We start from the raw sequence: 18,014 nt of genomic DNA, 5'->3' as shown, positions 1-18,014 counted from the left end.
CGTTTTGAGAGCTTTCCCGAACGTCCCGAAATGATCCGCTTGCACGGCTGTGAACGAAGCGTTAATTGTTCATCCGTGCAGCATTTTTCATCTAGAAAGATCATCCATATCGATATGGATTGCTTCTACGCGGCGATTGAAGAGCGGGATAATCCCGAGCTTCGTGGCAAACCTGTGGGAGTAGGCGGCAGCAGCCGCAGAAGTGTGCTGGCAACCGCGAACTACGAGGCGAGAAAGTTTGGCTGTCGCTCGGCAATGCCGGTCTTCATGGCGCTGGAAAAATGCCCGGATTTACTGATCGTGCCCGCTAGGTTCGATATTTACAAACGCGACAGTCTGCAAATCCGCAGCATCTTCAGCCGTTTTACCACACTTATCGAGCCCCTCTCCCTTGATGAGGCTTTTCTCGACGTCACCCATAATCCGGAACCGGGAACAATCATTGCCTCGCGAATCCGGCAGATGATTCGCGAAGAAACCGGCCTCACCGCCTCCGCCGGGATCGCGCCCAACAAACTGATTGCAAAAATTGCCAGTGACTGGCGCAAACCGGACGGCCAGTTCACGGTTTCTCCCGCCAATGCGGCGGAATTCATGCGCGATCTCCCCATGAAGAAAATCTCGGGCGTGGGAGGAAAAATGGCCGAAAAACTGGCCTCAATGGGCATTGAGACCTGCGGCCAATACCGGAAAATCGATAAGTTCGAGTGGGCGCGGCGACTGGGGGGATTTGGCGCAGAGCTATATGAACGCAGCTGGGGACGCGATGAGCGCGCGGTCAGTCCCGATAGTCCGCGCAAATCTCTCAGCATCGAAAATACTTTCTCGGAAAACCTTCATACCGTGGAAACTCTTTGGCGGGAGATGAAACTCCTGCTTGATGAACTGGAGGAAAAACTGACCTCCCGCCATGGGGAAAGGCAGATCCGTGCGCTGGTGGTGAAGCTAAAGTTCTCCGACTTCCGGCGCACCACTGCGGAGCGAGCCGGACAAACCATGGACTTTCGTATTTTCCGGGAGCTACTCGCGGAGGCCAATGCTCGATCGGAGGATAAACCTGTGCGTTTATTGGGAGTGGGTGTGAGATTTCACGACATACCGGGTGTCGAGCAGTTGGAACTCTTTTGAGCCACTGTTTGCGATGAACCCAAATCATGGTATGGAGTAGTTGTTATGAACAAACGCGCGGTGCTATACGGAGCAAGTGGTTTTGTCGGCAGTGGCCTGGCCAATATGCTGGCCAAGGATGGCTGGGAGGTTACCGGCGTTAGTAGAAAAGGCAGAGGCTCTGTCGAAGGCGTGAAGCATTGGATGACGCCGGAGGCCGTTAACCTTTCCAATTGCGATCTCGTCATCAATCTCGCCGGCGTGCCTATTGATCAGCGCTGGACAGACGAGAACAAAAAAATGTTTCACCGCAGCCGCGTGGGAGTGACCCAGGATATTGTGGAAAAGATCGCCGCCTTACCGGAAGAATATCGCCCGAAGATCCTGATCAACACCTCGGCAGTAGGATTTTACGGGGATCGTGGGGACGATCTCCTTACAGAAAATGCCAGCCAAGGCAGCGGATACCTGGCGGATCTGTGCTCCGAGTGGGAAACGGCTGCGGAGGACGCAACGCCTCTGGGCCTGCGCGTGGTCCGCTTCCGGATCGGTTTTGTCCTGGGGAAACACGGCCAGGCATTTGAAAAACTCCGGGTTGTCTTCAAATCCGGCTTCGGCGGGAAACTTGGAAATGGCAAGCAATGGATGCCATGGATTCACGTGGATGATCTCCGAAGAGCAATGATGTTCTGCATCGCCGAAAACTCTATCTCCGGCGCGGTGAACGGCTGTGGACCGAACCCGGAAACCAATGCGGAATTCACCCGGAAATTTGCCAAATCACTTCACCGCTGGGCATTTCTACCTGTGCCCGGCTTTGCCCTAAAGATCGTCATGGGAGACTTCACCAGCGCACTTCTTTCCAGCCAGAGAGCAATTCCTGAAAAGTTGCTCCAGGCTGGCTTCCGCTTCCAATTCGAGCATTTGGAGACCGCTTTTGACGATTTAACGCAATTATAGTCATTTTTCTCTTTGCAATCATCTCAGGCTGTTATAAGCGTTTCGCCCGCCTAGAACGGTGGTCGTAGCTCAGTTGGTAGAGCCCCGGATTGTGATTCCGGTTGTCGCGGGTTCGAGTCCCGTCGATCACCCCACCTTTTTCTTCGCGTCCGGCACGGTTTCCGGATGCGAGGAAAGAGGTGAACCCTTTTTTATTTCGATGCAACCGCTGGAGAGCCGGATCCAATACAAATTTCGTAATTCGCTCCTTTTGGCGGAGGCGCTCACCCACCCGAGCTTGGCTTATGAGTCTCAGCGCCCCCACTTCGACAATCAACGCCTGGAATTTCTTGGCGATGCCGTGCTTCAGCTGGTAGTCACCGAGGCACTTTATAAACTTTTCCCGGATGCGACCGAAGGCCATCTCACCAAGCTCCGCTCCCGCGTGGTTTCCCGTAGGGCCCTGGCCCGCTTTGCGATGGTCATACACCTCGGCGATTACGTCTTGCTCGGCAAAGGTGAAGAGGCCACGGGAGGGCGGCGGCGCCTTTCCACCCTTGCAGATGCCTTCGAATCCCTGATCGGGGCCGTCTATCTTGATACCGGCCTTATAGCGGCGAAGGAACTTATCCTTCGTCTTTTTGAAGGTGAAATCGAGGGTATGATTGAGAGCCCGGACGAGCGAAATCCCAAGGGCGAGCTGCAGGAATGTCTCCAAGCCATCCATCCAATCGCACCGGTTTACAAAATCGTCAGCGAGACCGGACCGGACCATCGGCGTGTATTCCAGGCAGAGGTCGTCTGGCAGGACATGCTCCTTGCCTCTGGCAAAGGAAAGAGCAAAAAGGAGGCTGAAGCGCGCGCGGCAGCAGAAGCGTTACGCGCAAGAAGTTGGGAAAACTGAGTTTATAGTTGCGGGTTTGCCCTCCGTGGGTTTCTTTTTCACCGCTGTCAGGGACCGTGGAGGTTTGGCAAGCGAACCCCGCCAGGCCTTAATCGGAGCAACGGTAGTTTGTCCAAGTTTGCCGCAGTTCCCTGGCGGCACTTTTTTTGATTTTGCATCGCGATCTCTCTCCGGCCCGAGAACTTTTTTGACATGCAAAAAATGCATGTTTAGCATGCGCGGATGAACCGTAGATCTTTTCTGGGCACGACGACTCTCACCGGGCTAGGCCTATCTGTCTCCGGCCTCTTGGCGGACGAGTCCGCGCAAGAGGAGAAAACGGCACGCCAAATCGCTGTTTTCACCAAATATTTCGAGCATCTCGATTACGCCGACCTCGCAGAAAAGATCGCTCCTCTGGGAGTTTCAGGACTGGAAGCCCCCCTCCGGAAGAAAGGACATATCGAGCCTGAAGAAATGACCAAGGAACTCCCGGCGTTCAACGCCGCTCTTGCGAAAAAGAATCTCGAAGTCATCATCATGGCCTCGAGCATCAATGCAGTGGACGCGCGGGGCTTGGCGGAGGAACAGCTGCGCCTCGCGGCAAGATTAGGAATCAAACGCTATCGCCTGGAGCATCTGAAGTATGATTTGAGCAAGCCTCTTGCACCGCAGATCGCTAATTTCAAGTCACAACTAAGCGATCTTGCGGCATTGAATAAGGCCTGCGGAATCCAGGGCCTCTATCAAAACCACCGTGGCAATAATTTCGTCGGCGCTCCGATCTGGGACATGGTTGATATTCTCAGCGATATCGATCCAGCCCATCTCGGAATGGCCTTCGATTTCGCCCATGCAGCTGTGGAAGGATCCAATGCGTGGGAAATCAATTTCCGGAGAGCCCTCCCCCACATCGGCGCAGTTTTTTTCAAAGACTATAAGGTCACAGGAAAAAAATGGTCAGCGTGTCCCCTCGGAGAAGGGATGGTAAACCCCAAGGCAGGGAAACTCGTCTCGCGAATGCTCCCAACCAATATCCCCGCTTCAATCCATATCGAGTATATCAGCGGGGAGGACGTTGTCGACAGATCGGTCGAAGCGATGCGTCACGATTTTGCAACCTTGCAAAAATGGTTAGGCTGACGCGGCTGCGGAAATCCAACCCGCCCAAGTATCCAAAACCTCCTTCTCCAGGATTTATTCAAGCTTTCACTTGCAAGTGACCACTTTAAAAGTCCAATCTCCCCGCACCGGAGACAAAAGGGGCTGTAGCTCAGTGGTTAGAGCAGACGACTCATAATCGTTTGGTCGTGGGTTCAAGTCCCACCGGCCCTACCAAGATTTCCACCACTGTCCGGTTACTGTCCGGTTTTTGGCTTCCAAGTCTGTCTCGCTCTGTCCGGTTCTTGAACCGGACTTTTACTTCCCTGTCCCCCGCCGATTTCGATCTGGTGAGAAATCGGCGCAATTTTTCCGCGAAAAAAGGGAGAGGCTCGAAGCCCCTCCCTCGCGGGTCTGGTCAGCGGTTCCAGAAAACGAGCGTGTCGCCGTTGTGTTGGATCGTGAACACGTCGCTGATTTCCATGTCACGGGCGAATGCTGCATAATCGAAGTAGAAACGCAGATTTTCAGGGATGGAATCCAGTTGCCCGGTTTCCTCCAGAAAGTCCATGCACCAGTGTTCCAGTGTGTCCGCTGTCCCTGCGTAAGCTTCGCTAAACATTTCCACCTGTCCGGCTTCAATGTCGTGCCCAAGGTGGGCGCAGTATTCGCAGAATACCTCCCAATCGATTCCCTCGGCTTCGACCTTCTCGAATGCCTCTTTTATCGCATTCAGGGTATCGGTTCCGGCATACTCGGAGAGATGGCCGCAAAACTCATGGTCATGCACCGCCCATTCTTCCGCGTCCTCCTCCGGTGAGGCGTCGAGGATTTCTGAAATCCGGTCTTCGATGGTCTCGCTTCCGTCGAGGTCGATCCAGTCACCGTGCAGGATTCCGGCGTTATAGCTGGCAAGGCAAGCCACGTAAATTTTTGGAGTGTTATCAGTCATGTCAGGTTCCCTTTCTGTTTTGTTTCTTAGATAAGCCACCGGGCTTCATCGCCCCGCGCATGAAACCTTGGCCTTCGCCGAGAAGCGGGGTAGCAACGTCAAGGGAGGGTCCGAACGGTCCCGCAGGAACACCGTGACGAGGACAATGTTTGGATGCCCTTTACGGTCGCGAGGGCAGCCAGCCCTTAGCCAGATCGGTTCGTCGTCTGGCAGAAATCGTTCGTCGATTGGCATCGCCAACGGACATCAGAACGGAAATTTCCACTGGTGGCAGTGAGACACGATAAGACCGTCCGGCACGCGAAGCATGAGCGAACGGCGGGCTTTTGGTGTCCACGCGGTGCGGAGCAACCAAGCCAGTCCGTTTATGAAACCCTGCGGCTCCTGCCGCCACTTCGGAGAGTTTGAGAGGCGGAGCCTTTCAGGTGATGGGGTAGGACTGCACGCAGTAAGTCCGAGGGGAAGGCTTTCCCCCGCTTGAAGAAAAACTAAAAAAGTCAGAATTCGCCGGATAGGATTTTCTTTGCGGCGTATTCCCTCATGTGAACACGGAAAAACTACCGGATCTCACTCAACATTTTATAGCCTATGGAAATACAAGAAACTCAACACGAGACAGCCGAAGCTCGCCAAGAACGGCGAGAAAAAGCTGTTCTCGAAGCCATTCAAGAGCATCGCGAAGAGTTGATGCGCTACCTCATTGGGCACACTGGCAACAAATACGATGCTGACGACATTTTTCAGCAGCTATGGTGGTATGCCTTGCGCAGGGGCAAGCCTGAGAAAATCGTTCGGATTGGCTGGCTTAAAACCAAAGCCAGAAGCCTTTTTTATGACTCGATCCGTTCACGAGACCGGAAGAAAGAAACCGAAATTCCTGAGGGACTGGAAAACAAACAGGTTTCTCTCGCATTCCAACTAAGCCATTTTGATAACGAACAGGAAGCACGCGCCAAATTCTGGTCAGAGCACCCAATTTCCGACATCGAAGAAGAAAAGAAAGAAGCCCTTTGGCTTCATGCCCGTTACGGCTTCACTTTTGAAGAAGTTGGAGAGCGTTTGAATGTCTCCAGTTCGACCGCCCATGAATGGGCATCAGAGGCAAGGAAACGTGTTGCCAATTACCTCAATTCAGAAAGTTAAAACCCTAGCACATTTAGAAATTATGAAACCAGAATCAAACAAGCCTCGCTTCGAGGAAAAAGACGTCGATGAGCTGATCGCCAATTACGGCAAGGAGCCCGTTTCTTCTGAGGAGATTTTCTCTATCGGAGCATCATCGAAAGCCAAACCCAGCGAAGGAATTGGCCTCGCACTCTCCAAGCAAATCTTGGAAGAAATCAAGAACTCAGCGAAATTCACTGCCGATGAAACGGCGGAATCTGAGGAATCGGCCAAGAAATAACACGCCTACTTGAGCACCTATTTCAGCCTCACGGTTATCAAACCGTGAGGCTTTTTTCATTTCGGGTTCGTGCTCCTATCGCTCCATCCCATAGCCGTCGCGGGGGCGTTGCTGTGTCCGCACGCGCTCCGGCTCTTGCAGGCGGATGGAATACCGCTCGGATTTCCGCTCGTGTGCAATTCTTTCGAGAAGACGGGTGCGCTCGTCTTCCTGACGCTTTTGCAAACGTCTGCGCTCTTCGACACGCTGCTTCACTCTCGACCTAAGCTGCTCCTTGTAGCGGTCGCGTGAACTGCGGAAATTGAGGATCATTCCATTGAGCTTCAATTGCTCCTTGCGGGTCGTGCCAATCAGGCGTTTCCACCAGTTGGTGTCCTTCACCACGTCGGCCTGTTCGAGAATGGCTCGTTTCTGCTCCCTGAGCTGGTAGGGCTTCACCAGCTCCTTCTTGTCGGCCTCTGAGGTATAGCGGTGTTTCAGCTTCAACTCGCTTTGCTCGTTGCGGTGCTTCGCTAGCGTCGCTTCGAGCTGACGGGCCGCGAGGATCTCGAAGGCTTCGAGCCGTTGCTTTTTCTCGAAGTCGATCTCCTGAGTCGCCTTGGTCACTTCCTCAACGGTGGGAAGTTTCTCCAAATCAAGGTCACTCAGCTTTTCGCGGAATTGCTTCGCCTTCACGCCGTCGAGATGACGGGTGGGATTGTGCGCTTTGCCGTGTGCATCCACCACCACGGGACGCTTGCGGCCTTTCGCGAGCGCATAGCCTTCCTTCTCCAAGGCGGCCATGAATTCCGCCCCATTCCGGCTGGAGTGCCATGCCTCCACGATCACCGGATCGCCGTAATGGGTCTTTTCTCCCTTCTCGCGCTTCTGGGCATTTTCCTCTCTGCGTTCGCAGTAGATTTTGCCATGCCGCTTTTCATACTCGCGGGCGAAGTCGGAGAATTTGCGCTTTGAGTTGCGGATGTCCCCGGCCAGCCCGGTGATGGGATGCACGCGGTTCACAATAACGTGGACATGTTTTTGGGGTTCGTCCTGGTGTGCCACGATCACACACTCGTTCTCACTGAGTCCCATCATTTCGAGCGACTCACGGGCAGTTTCCAGCATGTGCTCTGCATCAGGCGACTGCTCGGGATGCCACGCAAGCGAATAGGCGAAAACGGGCTTCTCCAGTTTTCGTCCGGCACGAGACTGCCCCGAGGCCTCCTTCAGGCGATCCTGCTCTTTGGCCGTGTATGCCATCACGCGCCACGCCTTGTAAGGGTCCTCGGTGCGCATGTTCTCGGTCCGCGCCCAAGAGACACGCTCCTTCGTATCCTCCTGCTTGTCGTGGAGGTAATACTGGAGCGCACTCTTGAAGCTGCTGCCGCCTTTGGTGATTTTCGGGATCATTCTGGGTTTTCGTGAAGGGCTTCATGGATGATTTCGTCAATGGTGGTAGCAAGCGCATCGACCTGCGGAGAGAGCCGCCCAAAGGTGTGGGCGTTCTTGACGAGCTGGTTGAGGTTCTGGCCGATCCGGTCGATGCGTTTCAGGAAAGCGGGATCTACGCGCTTCGTGGTCTCCACCACGAGCTTCCGCTTTCCACGGGTTGTCCGACGACGGGCAAGCTCGTTCGTCGACAAGCCAGCCAGTGCGGCCTTGTCGTGCAGGCTCTTGTATTCCTCCTCCGTGAGGTGGAATACAACATGACGGCTGAGCCGTCGGTCTGCATTTTTTGTGGGTCGAGCCATTGCGAGTTCCTTTCAAAAAATCAGCCTCGCCAATTGCAAATTGGTGCACCGCACAAGGCACTCGATGTGCCGCCTTGCGGTTGACCGTGGGGATGCAGCGGGGGAGGTTATCACCCCCTTGCCGAGACAGTTTTTGTTTACATAAACGCATCTCGCTATCCGCCCATCCGGGAGGCTTGCCACTTTGTCCATTCTACCTGAATGGGATTCACAAATGGTTAACGCCCGCTCCCTCTGGTTCTCAGAGAATCGCCTCCCTCTGAGCTGATAAACCAGTCCTCGCCACCGGATACCGACACGCTCCGTATCGTTTCATCCAGTGACACCCCGCAAGACGGTCATCTGTGAGCAACGCTGACAGACAATACCTCCGCCCTCCAGTGGGTCTCCATGCGTCACGCAATCCGATTTTTTCCAACCCGATCAAGAGGAAAGGGATCAACCCTGCACCTCGATGTTAAGCCCCGAAATGGGTTCCAAACTTCCCCGGCCTTGGAATCGGTCGAATGCGTCAAACGCAACAAACAACCCCATGATTTCAGGAGGATGCCATGACCAAGCTACAGCACAAATTCAACCGTGAAGCGGAACGCAAAAAGGAATCCGAATTCCTCTTTTGGTGGCTCGTCGCCATGTTGGTTCTCAACATGAGATTTCAGCCTGCGGTTCATGTTCCGCAGTGCAGCATAGGCTACGCAAAGTCACCCGCCTTCAGGCCATTGTAGAGCGGTTCCGCTCCCTTGGCCTCCATGATCGCTTGGCGAACGTCTGCCTTGGTCAAGTCGAGCACGCGCAATTTACCGCCCGTTTCTGCAACGGCCTCGATGCGCCGATAAACTCCAGCATGATTTTCGGCGTATTGGGCGAGGCCCTGCAATTTCGGCAGTGCATCGGCCAAATGAAAACCATGCGGATCTACGATGTCGGCAACGATCTTCCCGTCTTCCTCGGCAATGAAAATGAAATCCGGGCGGACAATCTTTGTGTCGTCATCACTCGTGTAGGCGACGCCCAAAGAGTCCTGACTGGGACGGTCAGGATTCCGATACCAGAATCTGAAGCCGTCCCTTTGCTGCTCGGCCTTCAAAACCGCCTTCTCCCAAGTCCCCAGCTCAGCGGGATACAAATCCTGATCGTCGCAAAGCAAATGCTGGGTGTAGGTGGGAATATCCACTTCGGCACCGTTTGCCTCACGCGCCTTCGTAGGCTCGAAGCGTGACATGGGACGCGCTAGGTCCACGTCCTGTGGATCGGTGCTCAGTGCCACGATCTGGCGATAGGCATCCTGTCGGTCGTGCGGCAGCTTCTTGATGGCGTCGCCAAAATCGCGAAACCACTGATCGGCCAGTTTCTTGGCCTCCGCATCGAAAAGAACCTGAAGGTTCTCCATCAAGTGGAGAGCCGCCACGTCTTCACGCGCTTCCATCAAAGCCTGCTCCATGTCGTCTTCCGCCTCTGGATGACGCTTTGCCCGTTCCATCGTGTAAGTCCGAGCGATGTCCGGGCTAATAATCCGTGCCGTGCGGCGATACGCATCGCCAATCACCGCATCATCAGCTTCAGCCGTGAATGTTCCGTCGCTCGTCTCGCCCTTCCGCATGTCCGCAATGATCGTGCGGCCCTCGACTGTCATGACAGACTTCCGCTTCTCCTCGAACGCCTCGGCTCGGTCATCAATGAACTGATCCAATACCTTGTGCATCGCACCATGGGCCTTGCCACCTGCGCCCGCGAGTAGTCCGTCGGATGCCAATTCGTGGGCAAGCGACGTGAGACGGATCGCGGGCTTTGCACCGCGTTGTGGTCGCGTCTGCGATGGAAGGGAAACGAACTTCTCCCAAACCTCTTCCGGCACAGCCGGATTGGGTTTCATTTCCTTCGGATTGATGAGAATGCGTCCGGTCGGCGGGTTTTCAGCTCCACCCTCACGCAACGCTCTGACAACCGCCTCCACGGTCTCCTTGTCGAACTTCGGCAACAAGCAATCCACGGAGTTGAGACGGTCGTTGCCGGGGATGCGCCGGGCCAACGGGGTTCGCACCATGCGCCCAAGCAATTGCGCGATGTAGGTCTGATCGCTTGCCGGACGGAAAGAGATCATCACCTCGGCTCGGGGGCAGTCCCATCCGGTGCTGATCGCGTCCTTGGCAATCAAGACACGCACCCAAGTGTCGTCCTGCACTCGCTGTGGAGGGATGTAGGGAACCGAATAGCTCCCGAAAGTTTGCGTGGTGTGTTCCCCGAAAACGTGTGCCACGTTGTTTTCAGTCACGTCAGGCCAGTATTGGAAAATAACCTCCAAGGCCCGGCCAATATCCCGAGAGTTGGGCGTGTTGGGCACTTGCAGCACCATCAAGGGGGTCACGAATTCATCACTTTCCTGCTGCTTGGCATAGGCTGCCCATTCCTCGGATGCCTCCTTGAGCTTGTCGGTGGCCCGGCGCATCAGAACCGTATCAAAATCTCCCGTCGCCTCATCGGGAATATCGAGAACGATGGTATCTTTGAGCAATCCTGACTCCTGCACCCTCGTTGCATCAACGGTTACCGGGGGCAGGGTCGTGCGACCTGTGGCCACCTCCATTGCCTTGTTGAAACGCTCCACCGTAGCGGAAATTCCCCACACGACGGGAATTCCCGGAACGCCATTTTCTCCATTGATGAGGCGTTTGACGATGGTGGACCTTTCTCCGCTTCCAGTGGATTTGCCCATGCCACGGTGCGCCTCGTCCAATACGAGATACAGCGACAGTGCCGGGTCTTCAATGGTATTGCGGATCGTATCCCAAATCGTGTGGCTCCGTAGATCGGGTCGCATGGTGGGAAACGTGCCGTGTTCCTCGTCCCCATCGAACCCGCGCACCAGAAGGCTCTTCTTCCCGAGTTTCTGAGTGTTCAGGAAATAGATTTTTCCGGGTTCAAATTTTGCACGGTTGAACGTGTTTTCGACGACCACTAAATCCGTATGCCGCAAGCGGTCAGAGGATTCCATCAGGCGAAAACGGGTTTGCTCGTTTAGTGATGGATCGTCACTGAACCAAATCACCACGGCTCCGGGATCGCGGTCGAAATTGAAACCATCGTCACCATGAAATAATGCCTCAAAAACCGCAGCGGCCATCACCGTTTTGCCCGCGCCCGTGGCGGCTGTGAGCGAGAAGGCGGTTTTTCGGTTGCGAGGCCCTTTCCAGTCTTCCTTTGCGTCGCGTAAGTTAGCTAGCACGTCGAAGACGGCTTCATTCTGATAATCTTTGAGTGTAAAAATCATGGTGTTTCGTCTCCGTTAGCGAATGCGAAATTGGTCAGGTATGACTCGTAGAGTCGGATTGCCTCTACTCCTTCGGGCAAGCGGCGAGCCAGCGATTGGAAGCGTCGTTCATCGTCGGTTACGATGTAGGCGACACGCAGTTTCTCAGCTTTGCGCACGGCCTTTAAGAAATCCGTCGCCCGGTCCAGCTCGATCAAAAGGCCGTAGGTTTCAGCGACGTCCCAACCCTCGGACGGCAGCTTGTCAATGCGGGTTCCCATGCTGCCAGCACGTAGCCAGAGCAAGGGCGCGATGCGGGCGAAAGCTGTCTGGTAGCTGACTGCGAGCGGGGTCTCGTAAGTTAGCGTAAAAAACTCTGCGTTCTCCTCAAATCCATCGGTCATGGGGAATTCATCTGTGAACTTGTAATCTCCTTTGATCGGCTTGCCCTCGGGTGTTTTCCCGGTAATCGCAGCCTCTACACGTGGCTTGGTAATGTAATCGCAAATACCATACCTTTCCCAATCAGGGTCGCCGGGTCGCAAATTTTGCTCCCTCAAGGCTTTCTGCTCGCCTGCTGCTACTTCGTTGTTAGTCACGCTGATGCACTGGCGTTCGCCGCCATCTTGCTTGTTGAGCCGCATCACCGCATGAGCGGTAGTGCCAGAACCGGAGAAGAAATCTAGAACTAGAGCCTTCTTATGATCACGGATAAAGAACCGTAATGCATCTTCGACAGCATATAAGCTTTTAGGGTAAGGGAATTTTCGACCTGGAATTAGAGTTTTCAGGATGGAAGAGCCGTGCTCTGCAGCGGAGTGTGAAACCCTATTCCAACAAGTTAGTGGTGCAAAAGTCTTTGAACCCTCTTTGTATTTTAAAATTAAGGCGCCTTCACTGTCCTTTCCAAGTATATCAATCGCACCCGCGTTTAGTTTCTCAATCGTTCCTTTTTGCAGATATTGAGGACTTCTTAGTCCTGTTTTTTCGTCTCGTCGACCCAGTCTGGCATAACCCTTTTTCAGATAATCTCGTAGAGTAGGCGGATGAAGGCGCCACATTAATTCGCGTCCACTTCCATCGATCGGAAGCACAGGAATAGTCCCTTCTGGTGCAATTATGCTACTCTTCGACGCTTTAGGATGAAGAGGTTCTCCAACCGAATGAAATTCGCCTGTTTCGGTATCAATAAAGATAGGATAGAAAAGACTAGGAATTCTTCCTCTTAGGCTGCCTTCACCATTTCTAATGAGTCCATTCCAACGAACACTTTGCAATTTGCTCTTGCTTGCATCGCGCAACATATCGCTATTCCAGTGTTTGACGCTCGCAGATCCGATAAAACAAAAGTAGATATATTCGTCAGATCTGCTGAATCTCCCAGCTCTTGAAGAACCACTTGGGAAAATAACGGATGAGATCATTTGGATGTCTGCTTCTGGATAAAGCTGTTCCAGTAACATCCCTAAACGCAGATACTCCTTCTCGTCGATTGTAACGATTAATACCGAGTCCGCAGGATTAAGTAATTCTTTGGCAACGAGCAAACGTCGTTCCATCATCGCGAGCCATTTGCTATGGCGATACAAGTCTTCCCCCTCGACGTAATCGTTGTTGTATTTCCAGTCCTTCGCTCCGGTATTGTATGGTGGATCAATATAAATGGCGTCCACTTTACCTCGGTGCGTCCAAGTAAGAGCTTTGAGAACGTGGTAGTTCTCGCCGTTGATAACGGTGTGCCAAGGTTTGTCTTTCCCGCGTGAGACTTTACCTGTGGATGTAAGTCCCGGATAAATCGTATCGCCGAATTCCGCGACGACGATTAGATCATCCAAGGCAACGGTCTGAGTTTCAGCTTCTTCGATGCCGGGCAAGACAAGATCGGCTTCGTTCTTTCCCTTTCGCGTGGCCTTCACCTGCCAGAGCCTTTGGTCGCCCTTGGTAGTCGTGCCTCGGGGTGGTAGCACACGCACCTTGTCCCCCTTGCGGACGGGACGGTTGGGCAATTCAACCGCCTCCGGCTTGTGCCGTTCAAAGTTCAGCCCAAATGACAGGCGCGACGACAATGCGCGAAATTCTCTCTCCAAATCAGCTCCTAGCTGAGGGTCGTCTGCTTTTGCTTTTCTAATGAGATCAGTTAATCGGGACATGGGGTGTTATCAATCTTATGAAATGGTAATACGCCTAATCCTTGTAGGCGTTAGTCCAGCAGTGTTCCAACGCTTGGAACATGATGGGCATGTGGGTTTCAAAATCCTCCTTGGAGATGTTCCGGCCCATGTAGCGAGCGAGTTTGACCTTTTGGCTGAGGTTCGTTTGGCTTCGCAATGATGCAGGATAATAGTCTTCCAGCCTTTGCACAGGCAGAACGAAGAGCTGGTCGTTTGCGCCACTGTGCCGACGGCTGTTTTTGAAATCCTCGAAACGCTGCTCTTTTCCCGTGTCCGGTTTATCAAAGAGCATAGTCAGTCGTTCCCGGTAAACTGGCCGACGGTCGATAGTCGCTAACAAGTCTTCCACTGCGGTCACTTGCTGCCGTTGGCGTTCATCATCTCCGTTGGCAGGCAGGACGTGAATTTGCACCCGATCAGGGTAATGCCGATCAATGACGTGTTTGTAGAACTCGACTTCGCTCGGGCCTTCAACGATCAGGAAATTTGCGGGAAGCAGGATGTCGGCTGGAGATCCCCCGAGAAGCTCGAAGATCACTTCGTGTTTTGTTGCAGGGGAGTCGATCTTGGCGATCTGCGTCTCGCCTTGTGCTTCCTTTGCAACACGGAAAAGCGATTGCTGATCATGGGGGTCAGTGAGCAGGACGGACGAATGGGTATTGATAAACACCTGATCGTGCCCGTCTGCCAGCTCTAGCAGTGCTTGTTTGAGCTGCCGCTGTGCGGTCGGGTGAAGATGAAGCTCTGCTTCGTCGATGAAAAAGATGAATGATCGGCCTAGCGCATCGTCACGTCGCTGATCCGCATAGGTCTTAATAATGGCGAGCATTAAAGCCCGCTGCATCCCGTCTCCCTTCTCCTCGGCAGTGGTGGATACACCATCATCAACTTCCGTGCGGAAGTTTTTAAGGAGGTCGTCAAATGCTGGTTCTTGAACCATGAAGTCCACTTCGGTGCAGTCGGGGAACTGCTTCTTGAGGTGGTCACAGACCTGACCGCTGATTTCCTTGAGCTTCTGTTTGATACTGGAAGTTTCAGATGCGAACAGCTTTTCAAACTGTTCGCGGAATTTCACATACTCGGCCTCCGCTTCGAGAATTTCTGCCAAAACGCCTCCAAGCATCTTGCCGATTGGCGTCGTCGATTTGTAATTCCCAACGTCCTTGAGGTTCTTGGTTGCTTCAACAAACTCGAAACGGGGTATGCAATTGTTGAATGCGGAATCGGCACCGCACGGCTGCTTTTTCCACTTGTCCTCGGTGGGATTGTAAAGGTGCCGCTCTTTAGCTTTCGAGCTGGTTCGCTTCACGCGCATCGTGTCGCTTTCACCTAGGACGTTCTTGAGCTTCTGTTGATTGTCAGCATTGGAGATTTGGGCGATCCCCTCCTGCACGCCGGAAAACTCCAGTTCGACTGAGATTTCTTCACCCGCCCCGGCTGCTGAATTCTTCAAGACCGAAAGATCACCCGATCCACTGTAAAACCATTGAATGGCCTCAATGAAATTGGTTTTTCCGTGGTTGTTCTGGCCGACGAAGACATTGAAGTTGGATGCGTCGATCTCGACGTTACGGATCGAGCGATAGTTCTCTACAGTGATCTTGGAAATCTTCATGCTGCTAGGTGGCCCTAGTTTTTGGGCGGCTTTGGGTTCTTCTTGGGTTCCGGCTGGGATTGGAGCTGGGCTTCACGAATTTCGAGGAGGCGAAGCCCCTCGCGCACCACCTCGCTGGCGGAGCGGTAGCGTCCTTCGTCAACCAGTCGGTTGACGAACTCTTCGAGCTTGTCGGTCAGTGAGACATTCATTCGTTGGCAGACTAGGAATCTAAGCAAAAATATCAAAGCTTGTTATCGAGCAATCTTCCAATTTGTAACCACGAATGGACACGAATTTTCACGAATGTTTTTTAGAGGACGATGCGTTGCCATTCGAGTTTGGCGTGTTTGAAGTTGAGGATAAGACCGACGCGCAGGCCGGTGATTTTAAGATAGTTGATGATTTGCGCTTTCTCGTTGTTGCCGATGGCTGCAATGACCTTTGTGTCGACGATGAGGGAGTCGAAGGCGATCAGGTCGGGAATGTATTCACCGACATTGACGGACTTGTAGATGACCGGGAATCGTGGCTGCTGTTGAAAAGGAATGCCCTTCTGCCGGAATTCCACAGCCATTGCATTCTCATAAGGTTTTTCCAATAAACCATGCCCAAGTGTATTTAGCACTTCCATGGCACAACCCACTACTTGGAAAACCTCTTCCTTCAAAAGCAATTCGTGTGTATTCGTGTCCATTCGTGGTTCGTTCCTTAGCTTTGTAGTTCCGACGCTTTTGGGGTAATTACCGTCTGTCGACGGCGATGTTGAGATGGTAGCGGGTGTATCTCAGCTGGCCTGTTTTGGTTAGTGCGCCCTTGGCTACTAGGTCGTTAAGATCGCGGGTGACAGTGGTTCTCGGTGCGCTCGTGATGGCGATATAGTTTTCCGCGCTGAGGCCTCCTTTGAAGCCGTCGATGCCCTCACGGAACATACGCTCGATCACTTTCTGCTGACGTTCGTTCAGCTTTCCGCGCAAGCGGTCGTAGAGCTTGGTTTTTTCGATAATAAACTCGATGCGCTTCCGGGTGTTGTCCTGAGCTTCCAGAATGGTCTCGGCGAAGTAGGTCAACCAGCCTGTGACATCGGTGTCCTTGTTGTAGCGTTCGAGCTTGTCGTAATACGCCTTTCGAGCGTGCTCGATGGTGTAGGCCAAGGCGATGAGCGTCGGGTGTCCGAGACTTTGGGCGAGTGACTTCTCGGCAATGGCACGGCCAATCCGTCCATTGCCATCCTCGAAGGGGTGAATGGAAACGAAATACAAGTGAGCGATTCCGGCGCGAGCGAGTGCGGGCAGGAACTGCGATTGTCCTTCGCGGCTTTGCTCGAAGAACTCGATGAATGCCTTCATTTCCGCTGCTATGCGGGATGAGGGTGGAGCCTCGAAATGAACGGTAGGATCATGAATCGCCCCGGAGACCACCTGCATCGGGTCGGCATGAGTGCGATACGCACCGACGGCGCGAAGATCCTGACGACCATTCATCAACATGCGATGCCACTCGAAAAGTGTGTCGTGAGTCAGTGGCGCGTCGAAGCTCTTGTAGAGATCGACCATCATCGCGGCGACGCCCTGTTCCGCCGGGGGAATCCGGCGGTGGTCGGTCTGGATGCCAAACTGCTTGCCGATGGAAGATTGCAAGCTGTCGCGGTCGAGAATTTCCCCCTCAATCTTGGAGGTCTGGAGAGCCTCCTCACTGATTAGCTCGACCTTGAGCCGATTTTTGTCGTCTTCGGAGACGTGCTTGAAGGCCCCAAGGCTTTCCCCGGCAAGGCGCAAAAACTGTGCCTCAAGGCTGTCCAAAGCCTTGCGGTCGTAGGTAAAATGGGGCCAATCGGCCTGCTGCCAGTTCCAAATCATGGGGAATACAATCCTTTTCTATGAACCACATTGGGCTAAAAAGTGGTTTATAGCAAGCCGTTCTATGCACCACTTTCCCGCTTCAGAATGGAGAAAATGGAGCGGTGAAGGTGCAAATCCCCGGTTTCTGCCCGCTGGATCAAAGCCATGAAGTATCCGGCGGGTTTTGTCACCGGGTCGCTCGTCCGCAAGGCGGCATGGTCGGTGAGGAGCACGCAAAGCGCGGCTCCTGTCCGTCCGAGAGCGATACAAGCATTGCCCCAGCTCTGCTGGCTGATCCCGAGAATGGGTCGAAGGCGTGCAGCGGCTTCGACGAAATCGCGCCAGTGGATCTGGCTGGTAGCGAGCGGGAGTTGCTCCCGGAATCTCGCGGAAGCGGCATGAATTGCTTGGTTTAAGGTGATGTGCCGGATTCCAGTTTTGGAAATTGTTCTCTCGGTCGGAGTCTTGCTCTGATCCGATGAACTTTCCTTCCTCGGCTCTGGTTGGGGTTCTTCTCTGGCCTCGCTGTTACGTCTTCCCATGCCCCCAACGGGGGAGAATAATAGGCGCTTCGGATGAAAACTGGATTCTACTCCTAGCAGCCTGTTGAAGAACGGCAATTCGGAGATGGCGGGATAAAAACCTCGTTCCGGCAGCTTTTCGGGTCGTCATCGCTCAGAAATTCGACGAGACGCTCTGATAATCTTTCCCAGACACTCCTCAGGGTCGACAGAAGCGTCCTGAGTAGGTCAGACAAACCCCGGCCCGGGGTTCTGTTGCCTGCCAGCCACTGCTTGACGGTGCCGTATCCGGTGAGATGTCGCATCATCAGGGACAGGTTGTGCGTGAGCGCGGCGGCGAGCTGGCGTTTGCTCAGATTCACTCTGCCTCGCAAGGTCGCGCGGCGGTGTTTGCCATGGTCGAGCACGTGACAGAAGCTTCGCTCGATGTGCTCGCCGCGTTTTCTCAGCAGCGCCTTGCCGCTCTCGCTCCTCACTGCACGCCTCGCTTTGGAGAGCACCTGACGCACGATGCCGCTCT

The 18,014-nt window shown here is 53.8% G+C and carries 16 protein-coding genes, 2 tRNA genes, 1 other RNA gene and 1 pseudogene; 9 read left to right on the top strand and 11 right to left on the bottom strand.

Annotated elements, in window-relative coordinates:
- Positions 1-30: 30 nt before the first annotated feature.
- From dinB to ACFSSA_RS00070, 7 genes are all read left to right on the top strand, one after another.
- Positions 31-1,128 (top strand): DNA polymerase IV, encoded by a 1,098-nt coding sequence (gene dinB / locus ACFSSA_RS00100; protein WP_386817724.1) that lies wholly within the window; start codon positions 31-33, stop codon positions 1,126-1,128.
- 45 nt (positions 1,129-1,173) lie between these two features.
- Positions 1,174-2,067, top strand: coding sequence for a TIGR01777 family oxidoreductase (locus tag ACFSSA_RS00095; RefSeq protein ID WP_386817723.1), 894 nt, complete (start codon positions 1,174-1,176; stop codon positions 2,065-2,067).
- Positions 2,068-2,125: 58 nt separating this feature from the next.
- Positions 2,126-2,201, top strand: a tRNA-His gene (locus ACFSSA_RS00090).
- 65 nt (positions 2,202-2,266) lie between these two features.
- Positions 2,267-2,950 (top strand): ribonuclease III, encoded by a 684-nt coding sequence (rnc, locus tag ACFSSA_RS00085; RefSeq protein ID WP_386817722.1) that lies wholly within the window; start codon positions 2,267-2,269, stop codon positions 2,948-2,950.
- Positions 2,951-2,995: 45 nt separating this feature from the next.
- Positions 2,996-3,090, top strand: an RNA gene (gene ffs / locus ACFSSA_RS00080) — signal recognition particle sRNA small type.
- An 82-nt stretch (positions 3,091-3,172) separates the two neighbouring features.
- On the top strand, positions 3,173-4,072 hold the full coding sequence (locus tag ACFSSA_RS00075; RefSeq protein WP_386817721.1) for a sugar phosphate isomerase/epimerase family protein: 900 nt from the start codon (positions 3,173-3,175) through the stop codon (positions 4,070-4,072).
- A gap of 119 nt (positions 4,073-4,191) precedes the next feature.
- Positions 4,192-4,267: transfer RNA gene (locus tag ACFSSA_RS00070), tRNA-Ile, on the top strand.
- 181 nt (positions 4,268-4,448) lie between these two features.
- Here the strand turns inward: ACFSSA_RS00070 and ACFSSA_RS00065 are convergent.
- Positions 4,449-4,982: an antirestriction protein ArdA gene (locus ACFSSA_RS00065; protein WP_386817720.1), complete on the bottom strand. Its 534-nt coding sequence runs from the start codon at positions 4,980-4,982 to the stop codon at positions 4,449-4,451.
- 588 nt (positions 4,983-5,570) lie between these two features.
- On the opposite strand from ACFSSA_RS00065, the gene ACFSSA_RS00060 reads away from it, so the two are divergent.
- On the top strand, positions 5,571-6,125 hold the full coding sequence (locus tag ACFSSA_RS00060) for an RNA polymerase sigma factor (RefSeq protein ID WP_386817719.1): 555 nt from the start codon (positions 5,571-5,573) through the stop codon (positions 6,123-6,125).
- 22 nt (positions 6,126-6,147) lie between these two features.
- Complete coding sequence (locus ACFSSA_RS00055; protein WP_386817718.1) at positions 6,148-6,387, top strand: hypothetical protein; 240 nt, start codon at positions 6,148-6,150, stop codon at positions 6,385-6,387.
- A gap of 75 nt (positions 6,388-6,462) precedes the next feature.
- Here the strand turns inward: ACFSSA_RS00055 and ACFSSA_RS00050 are convergent, their stop codons facing one another.
- From ACFSSA_RS00050 to ACFSSA_RS00005, 10 genes and pseudogenes are all read right to left on the bottom strand, one after another.
- Entirely contained in the window at positions 6,463-7,779 is a 1,317-nt protein-coding gene (locus ACFSSA_RS00050; RefSeq protein ID WP_386817717.1) for a relaxase/mobilization nuclease domain-containing protein, read from the bottom strand.
- Positions 7,776-8,120 carry a plasmid mobilization protein gene (locus ACFSSA_RS00045; protein ID WP_386817716.1) on the bottom strand — a complete coding sequence of 115 codons (345 nt, stop codon included), beginning with the start codon at positions 8,118-8,120 and terminating at the stop codon, positions 7,776-7,778. Before ACFSSA_RS00045 ends, ACFSSA_RS00050 begins: the two co-directional genes overlap by 4 nt.
- 691 nt (positions 8,121-8,811) lie before the next feature.
- Positions 8,812-11,388, bottom strand: coding sequence for a DEAD/DEAH box helicase (locus tag ACFSSA_RS00040; protein WP_386817715.1), 2,577 nt, complete (start codon positions 11,386-11,388; stop codon positions 8,812-8,814).
- Entirely contained in the window at positions 11,385-13,517 is a 2,133-nt protein-coding gene (locus ACFSSA_RS00035; RefSeq protein ID WP_386817714.1) for a site-specific DNA-methyltransferase, read from the bottom strand. Before ACFSSA_RS00035 ends, ACFSSA_RS00040 begins: the two co-directional genes overlap by 4 nt.
- Positions 13,518-13,551: 34 nt before the next feature.
- The gene (locus tag ACFSSA_RS00030; protein WP_386817713.1) at positions 13,552-15,153 is read right to left on the bottom strand and encodes an ATP-dependent nuclease; all 1,602 of its coding nucleotides are present in this window, start codon (positions 15,151-15,153) and stop codon (positions 13,552-13,554) included.
- A 14-nt stretch (positions 15,154-15,167) separates the two neighbouring features.
- On the bottom strand, positions 15,168-15,344 hold the full coding sequence (locus ACFSSA_RS00025) for a type II toxin-antitoxin system ParD family antitoxin (RefSeq protein ID WP_386817712.1): 177 nt from the start codon (positions 15,342-15,344) through the stop codon (positions 15,168-15,170).
- 101 nt (positions 15,345-15,445) lie between these two features.
- Positions 15,446-15,829, bottom strand: a complete 384-nt coding sequence (locus tag ACFSSA_RS00020) for a GxxExxY protein (protein ID WP_386817711.1) — start codon at positions 15,827-15,829, stop codon at positions 15,446-15,448.
- Positions 15,830-15,875: 46 nt separating this feature from the next.
- A complete protein-coding gene (locus ACFSSA_RS00015) occupies positions 15,876-16,991 on the bottom strand; it encodes a Fic family protein (protein ID WP_386817710.1) in 1,116 nt (371 codons plus the stop codon).
- A 62-nt stretch (positions 16,992-17,053) separates the two neighbouring features.
- A complete protein-coding gene (repC, locus tag ACFSSA_RS00010) occupies positions 17,054-17,515 on the bottom strand; it encodes a replication initiation protein RepC (protein ID WP_386817709.1) in 462 nt (153 codons plus the stop codon).
- Between the two features lie 53 nt (positions 17,516-17,568).
- Positions 17,569-18,014, bottom strand: a pseudogene (locus ACFSSA_RS00005) (hypothetical protein); the annotation flags it as partial.

The sequence above is a fragment of the Luteolibacter algae genome (assembly GCF_042683045.1).
GTDB lineage: Bacteria > Verrucomicrobiota > Verrucomicrobiia > Verrucomicrobiales > Akkermansiaceae > Luteolibacter > Luteolibacter algae.
The sequence above is the reverse complement of the archived record's forward strand: the minus strand, read 5'-3'. Positions and strand labels throughout refer to the sequence as shown.

Excerpts from the sequence above, each read along its gene's own strand:
- ACFSSA_RS00015 (WP_386817710.1), bottom strand. The coding sequence starts at position 16,991 with ATGATTTGGAACTGGCAGCAGGCCGATTGGCCCCATTTTACCTACGAC.
- ACFSSA_RS00025 (WP_386817712.1), bottom strand. The coding sequence starts at position 15,344 with ATGAATGTCTCACTGACCGACAAGCTCGAAGAGTTCGTCAACCGACTG.
- ACFSSA_RS00060 (WP_386817719.1), top strand. The coding sequence starts at position 5,571 with ATGGAAATACAAGAAACTCAACACGAGACAGCCGAAGCTCGCCAAGAA.
- ACFSSA_RS00040 (WP_386817715.1), bottom strand. The coding sequence starts at position 11,388 with ATGATTTTTACACTCAAAGATTATCAGAATGAAGCCGTCTTCGACGTG.
- ACFSSA_RS00030 (WP_386817713.1), bottom strand. The coding sequence starts at position 15,153 with ATGAAGATTTCCAAGATCACTGTAGAGAACTATCGCTCGATCCGTAAC.
- ACFSSA_RS00050 (WP_386817717.1), bottom strand. The coding sequence starts at position 7,779 with ATGATCCCGAAAATCACCAAAGGCGGCAGCAGCTTCAAGAGTGCGCTC.
- ACFSSA_RS00045 (WP_386817716.1), bottom strand. The coding sequence starts at position 8,120 with ATGGCTCGACCCACAAAAAATGCAGACCGACGGCTCAGCCGTCATGTT.
- repC (WP_386817709.1), bottom strand. The coding sequence starts at position 17,515 with ATGGGAAGACGTAACAGCGAGGCCAGAGAAGAACCCCAACCAGAGCCG.
- ACFSSA_RS00035 (WP_386817714.1), bottom strand. The coding sequence starts at position 13,517 with ATGTCCCGATTAACTGATCTCATTAGAAAAGCAAAAGCAGACGACCCT.
- ACFSSA_RS00055 (WP_386817718.1), top strand. The coding sequence starts at position 6,148 with ATGAAACCAGAATCAAACAAGCCTCGCTTCGAGGAAAAAGACGTCGAT.
- rnc (WP_386817722.1), top strand. The coding sequence starts at position 2,267 with ATGCAACCGCTGGAGAGCCGGATCCAATACAAATTTCGTAATTCGCTC.
- ACFSSA_RS00020 (WP_386817711.1), bottom strand. The coding sequence starts at position 15,829 with ATGGACACGAATACACACGAATTGCTTTTGAAGGAAGAGGTTTTCCAA.
- ACFSSA_RS00065 (WP_386817720.1), bottom strand. The coding sequence starts at position 4,982 with ATGACTGATAACACTCCAAAAATTTACGTGGCTTGCCTTGCCAGCTAT.
- dinB (WP_386817724.1), top strand. The coding sequence starts at position 31 with ATGATCCGCTTGCACGGCTGTGAACGAAGCGTTAATTGTTCATCCGTG.
- ACFSSA_RS00075 (WP_386817721.1), top strand. The coding sequence starts at position 3,173 with ATGAACCGTAGATCTTTTCTGGGCACGACGACTCTCACCGGGCTAGGC.
- ACFSSA_RS00095 (WP_386817723.1), top strand. The coding sequence starts at position 1,174 with ATGAACAAACGCGCGGTGCTATACGGAGCAAGTGGTTTTGTCGGCAGT.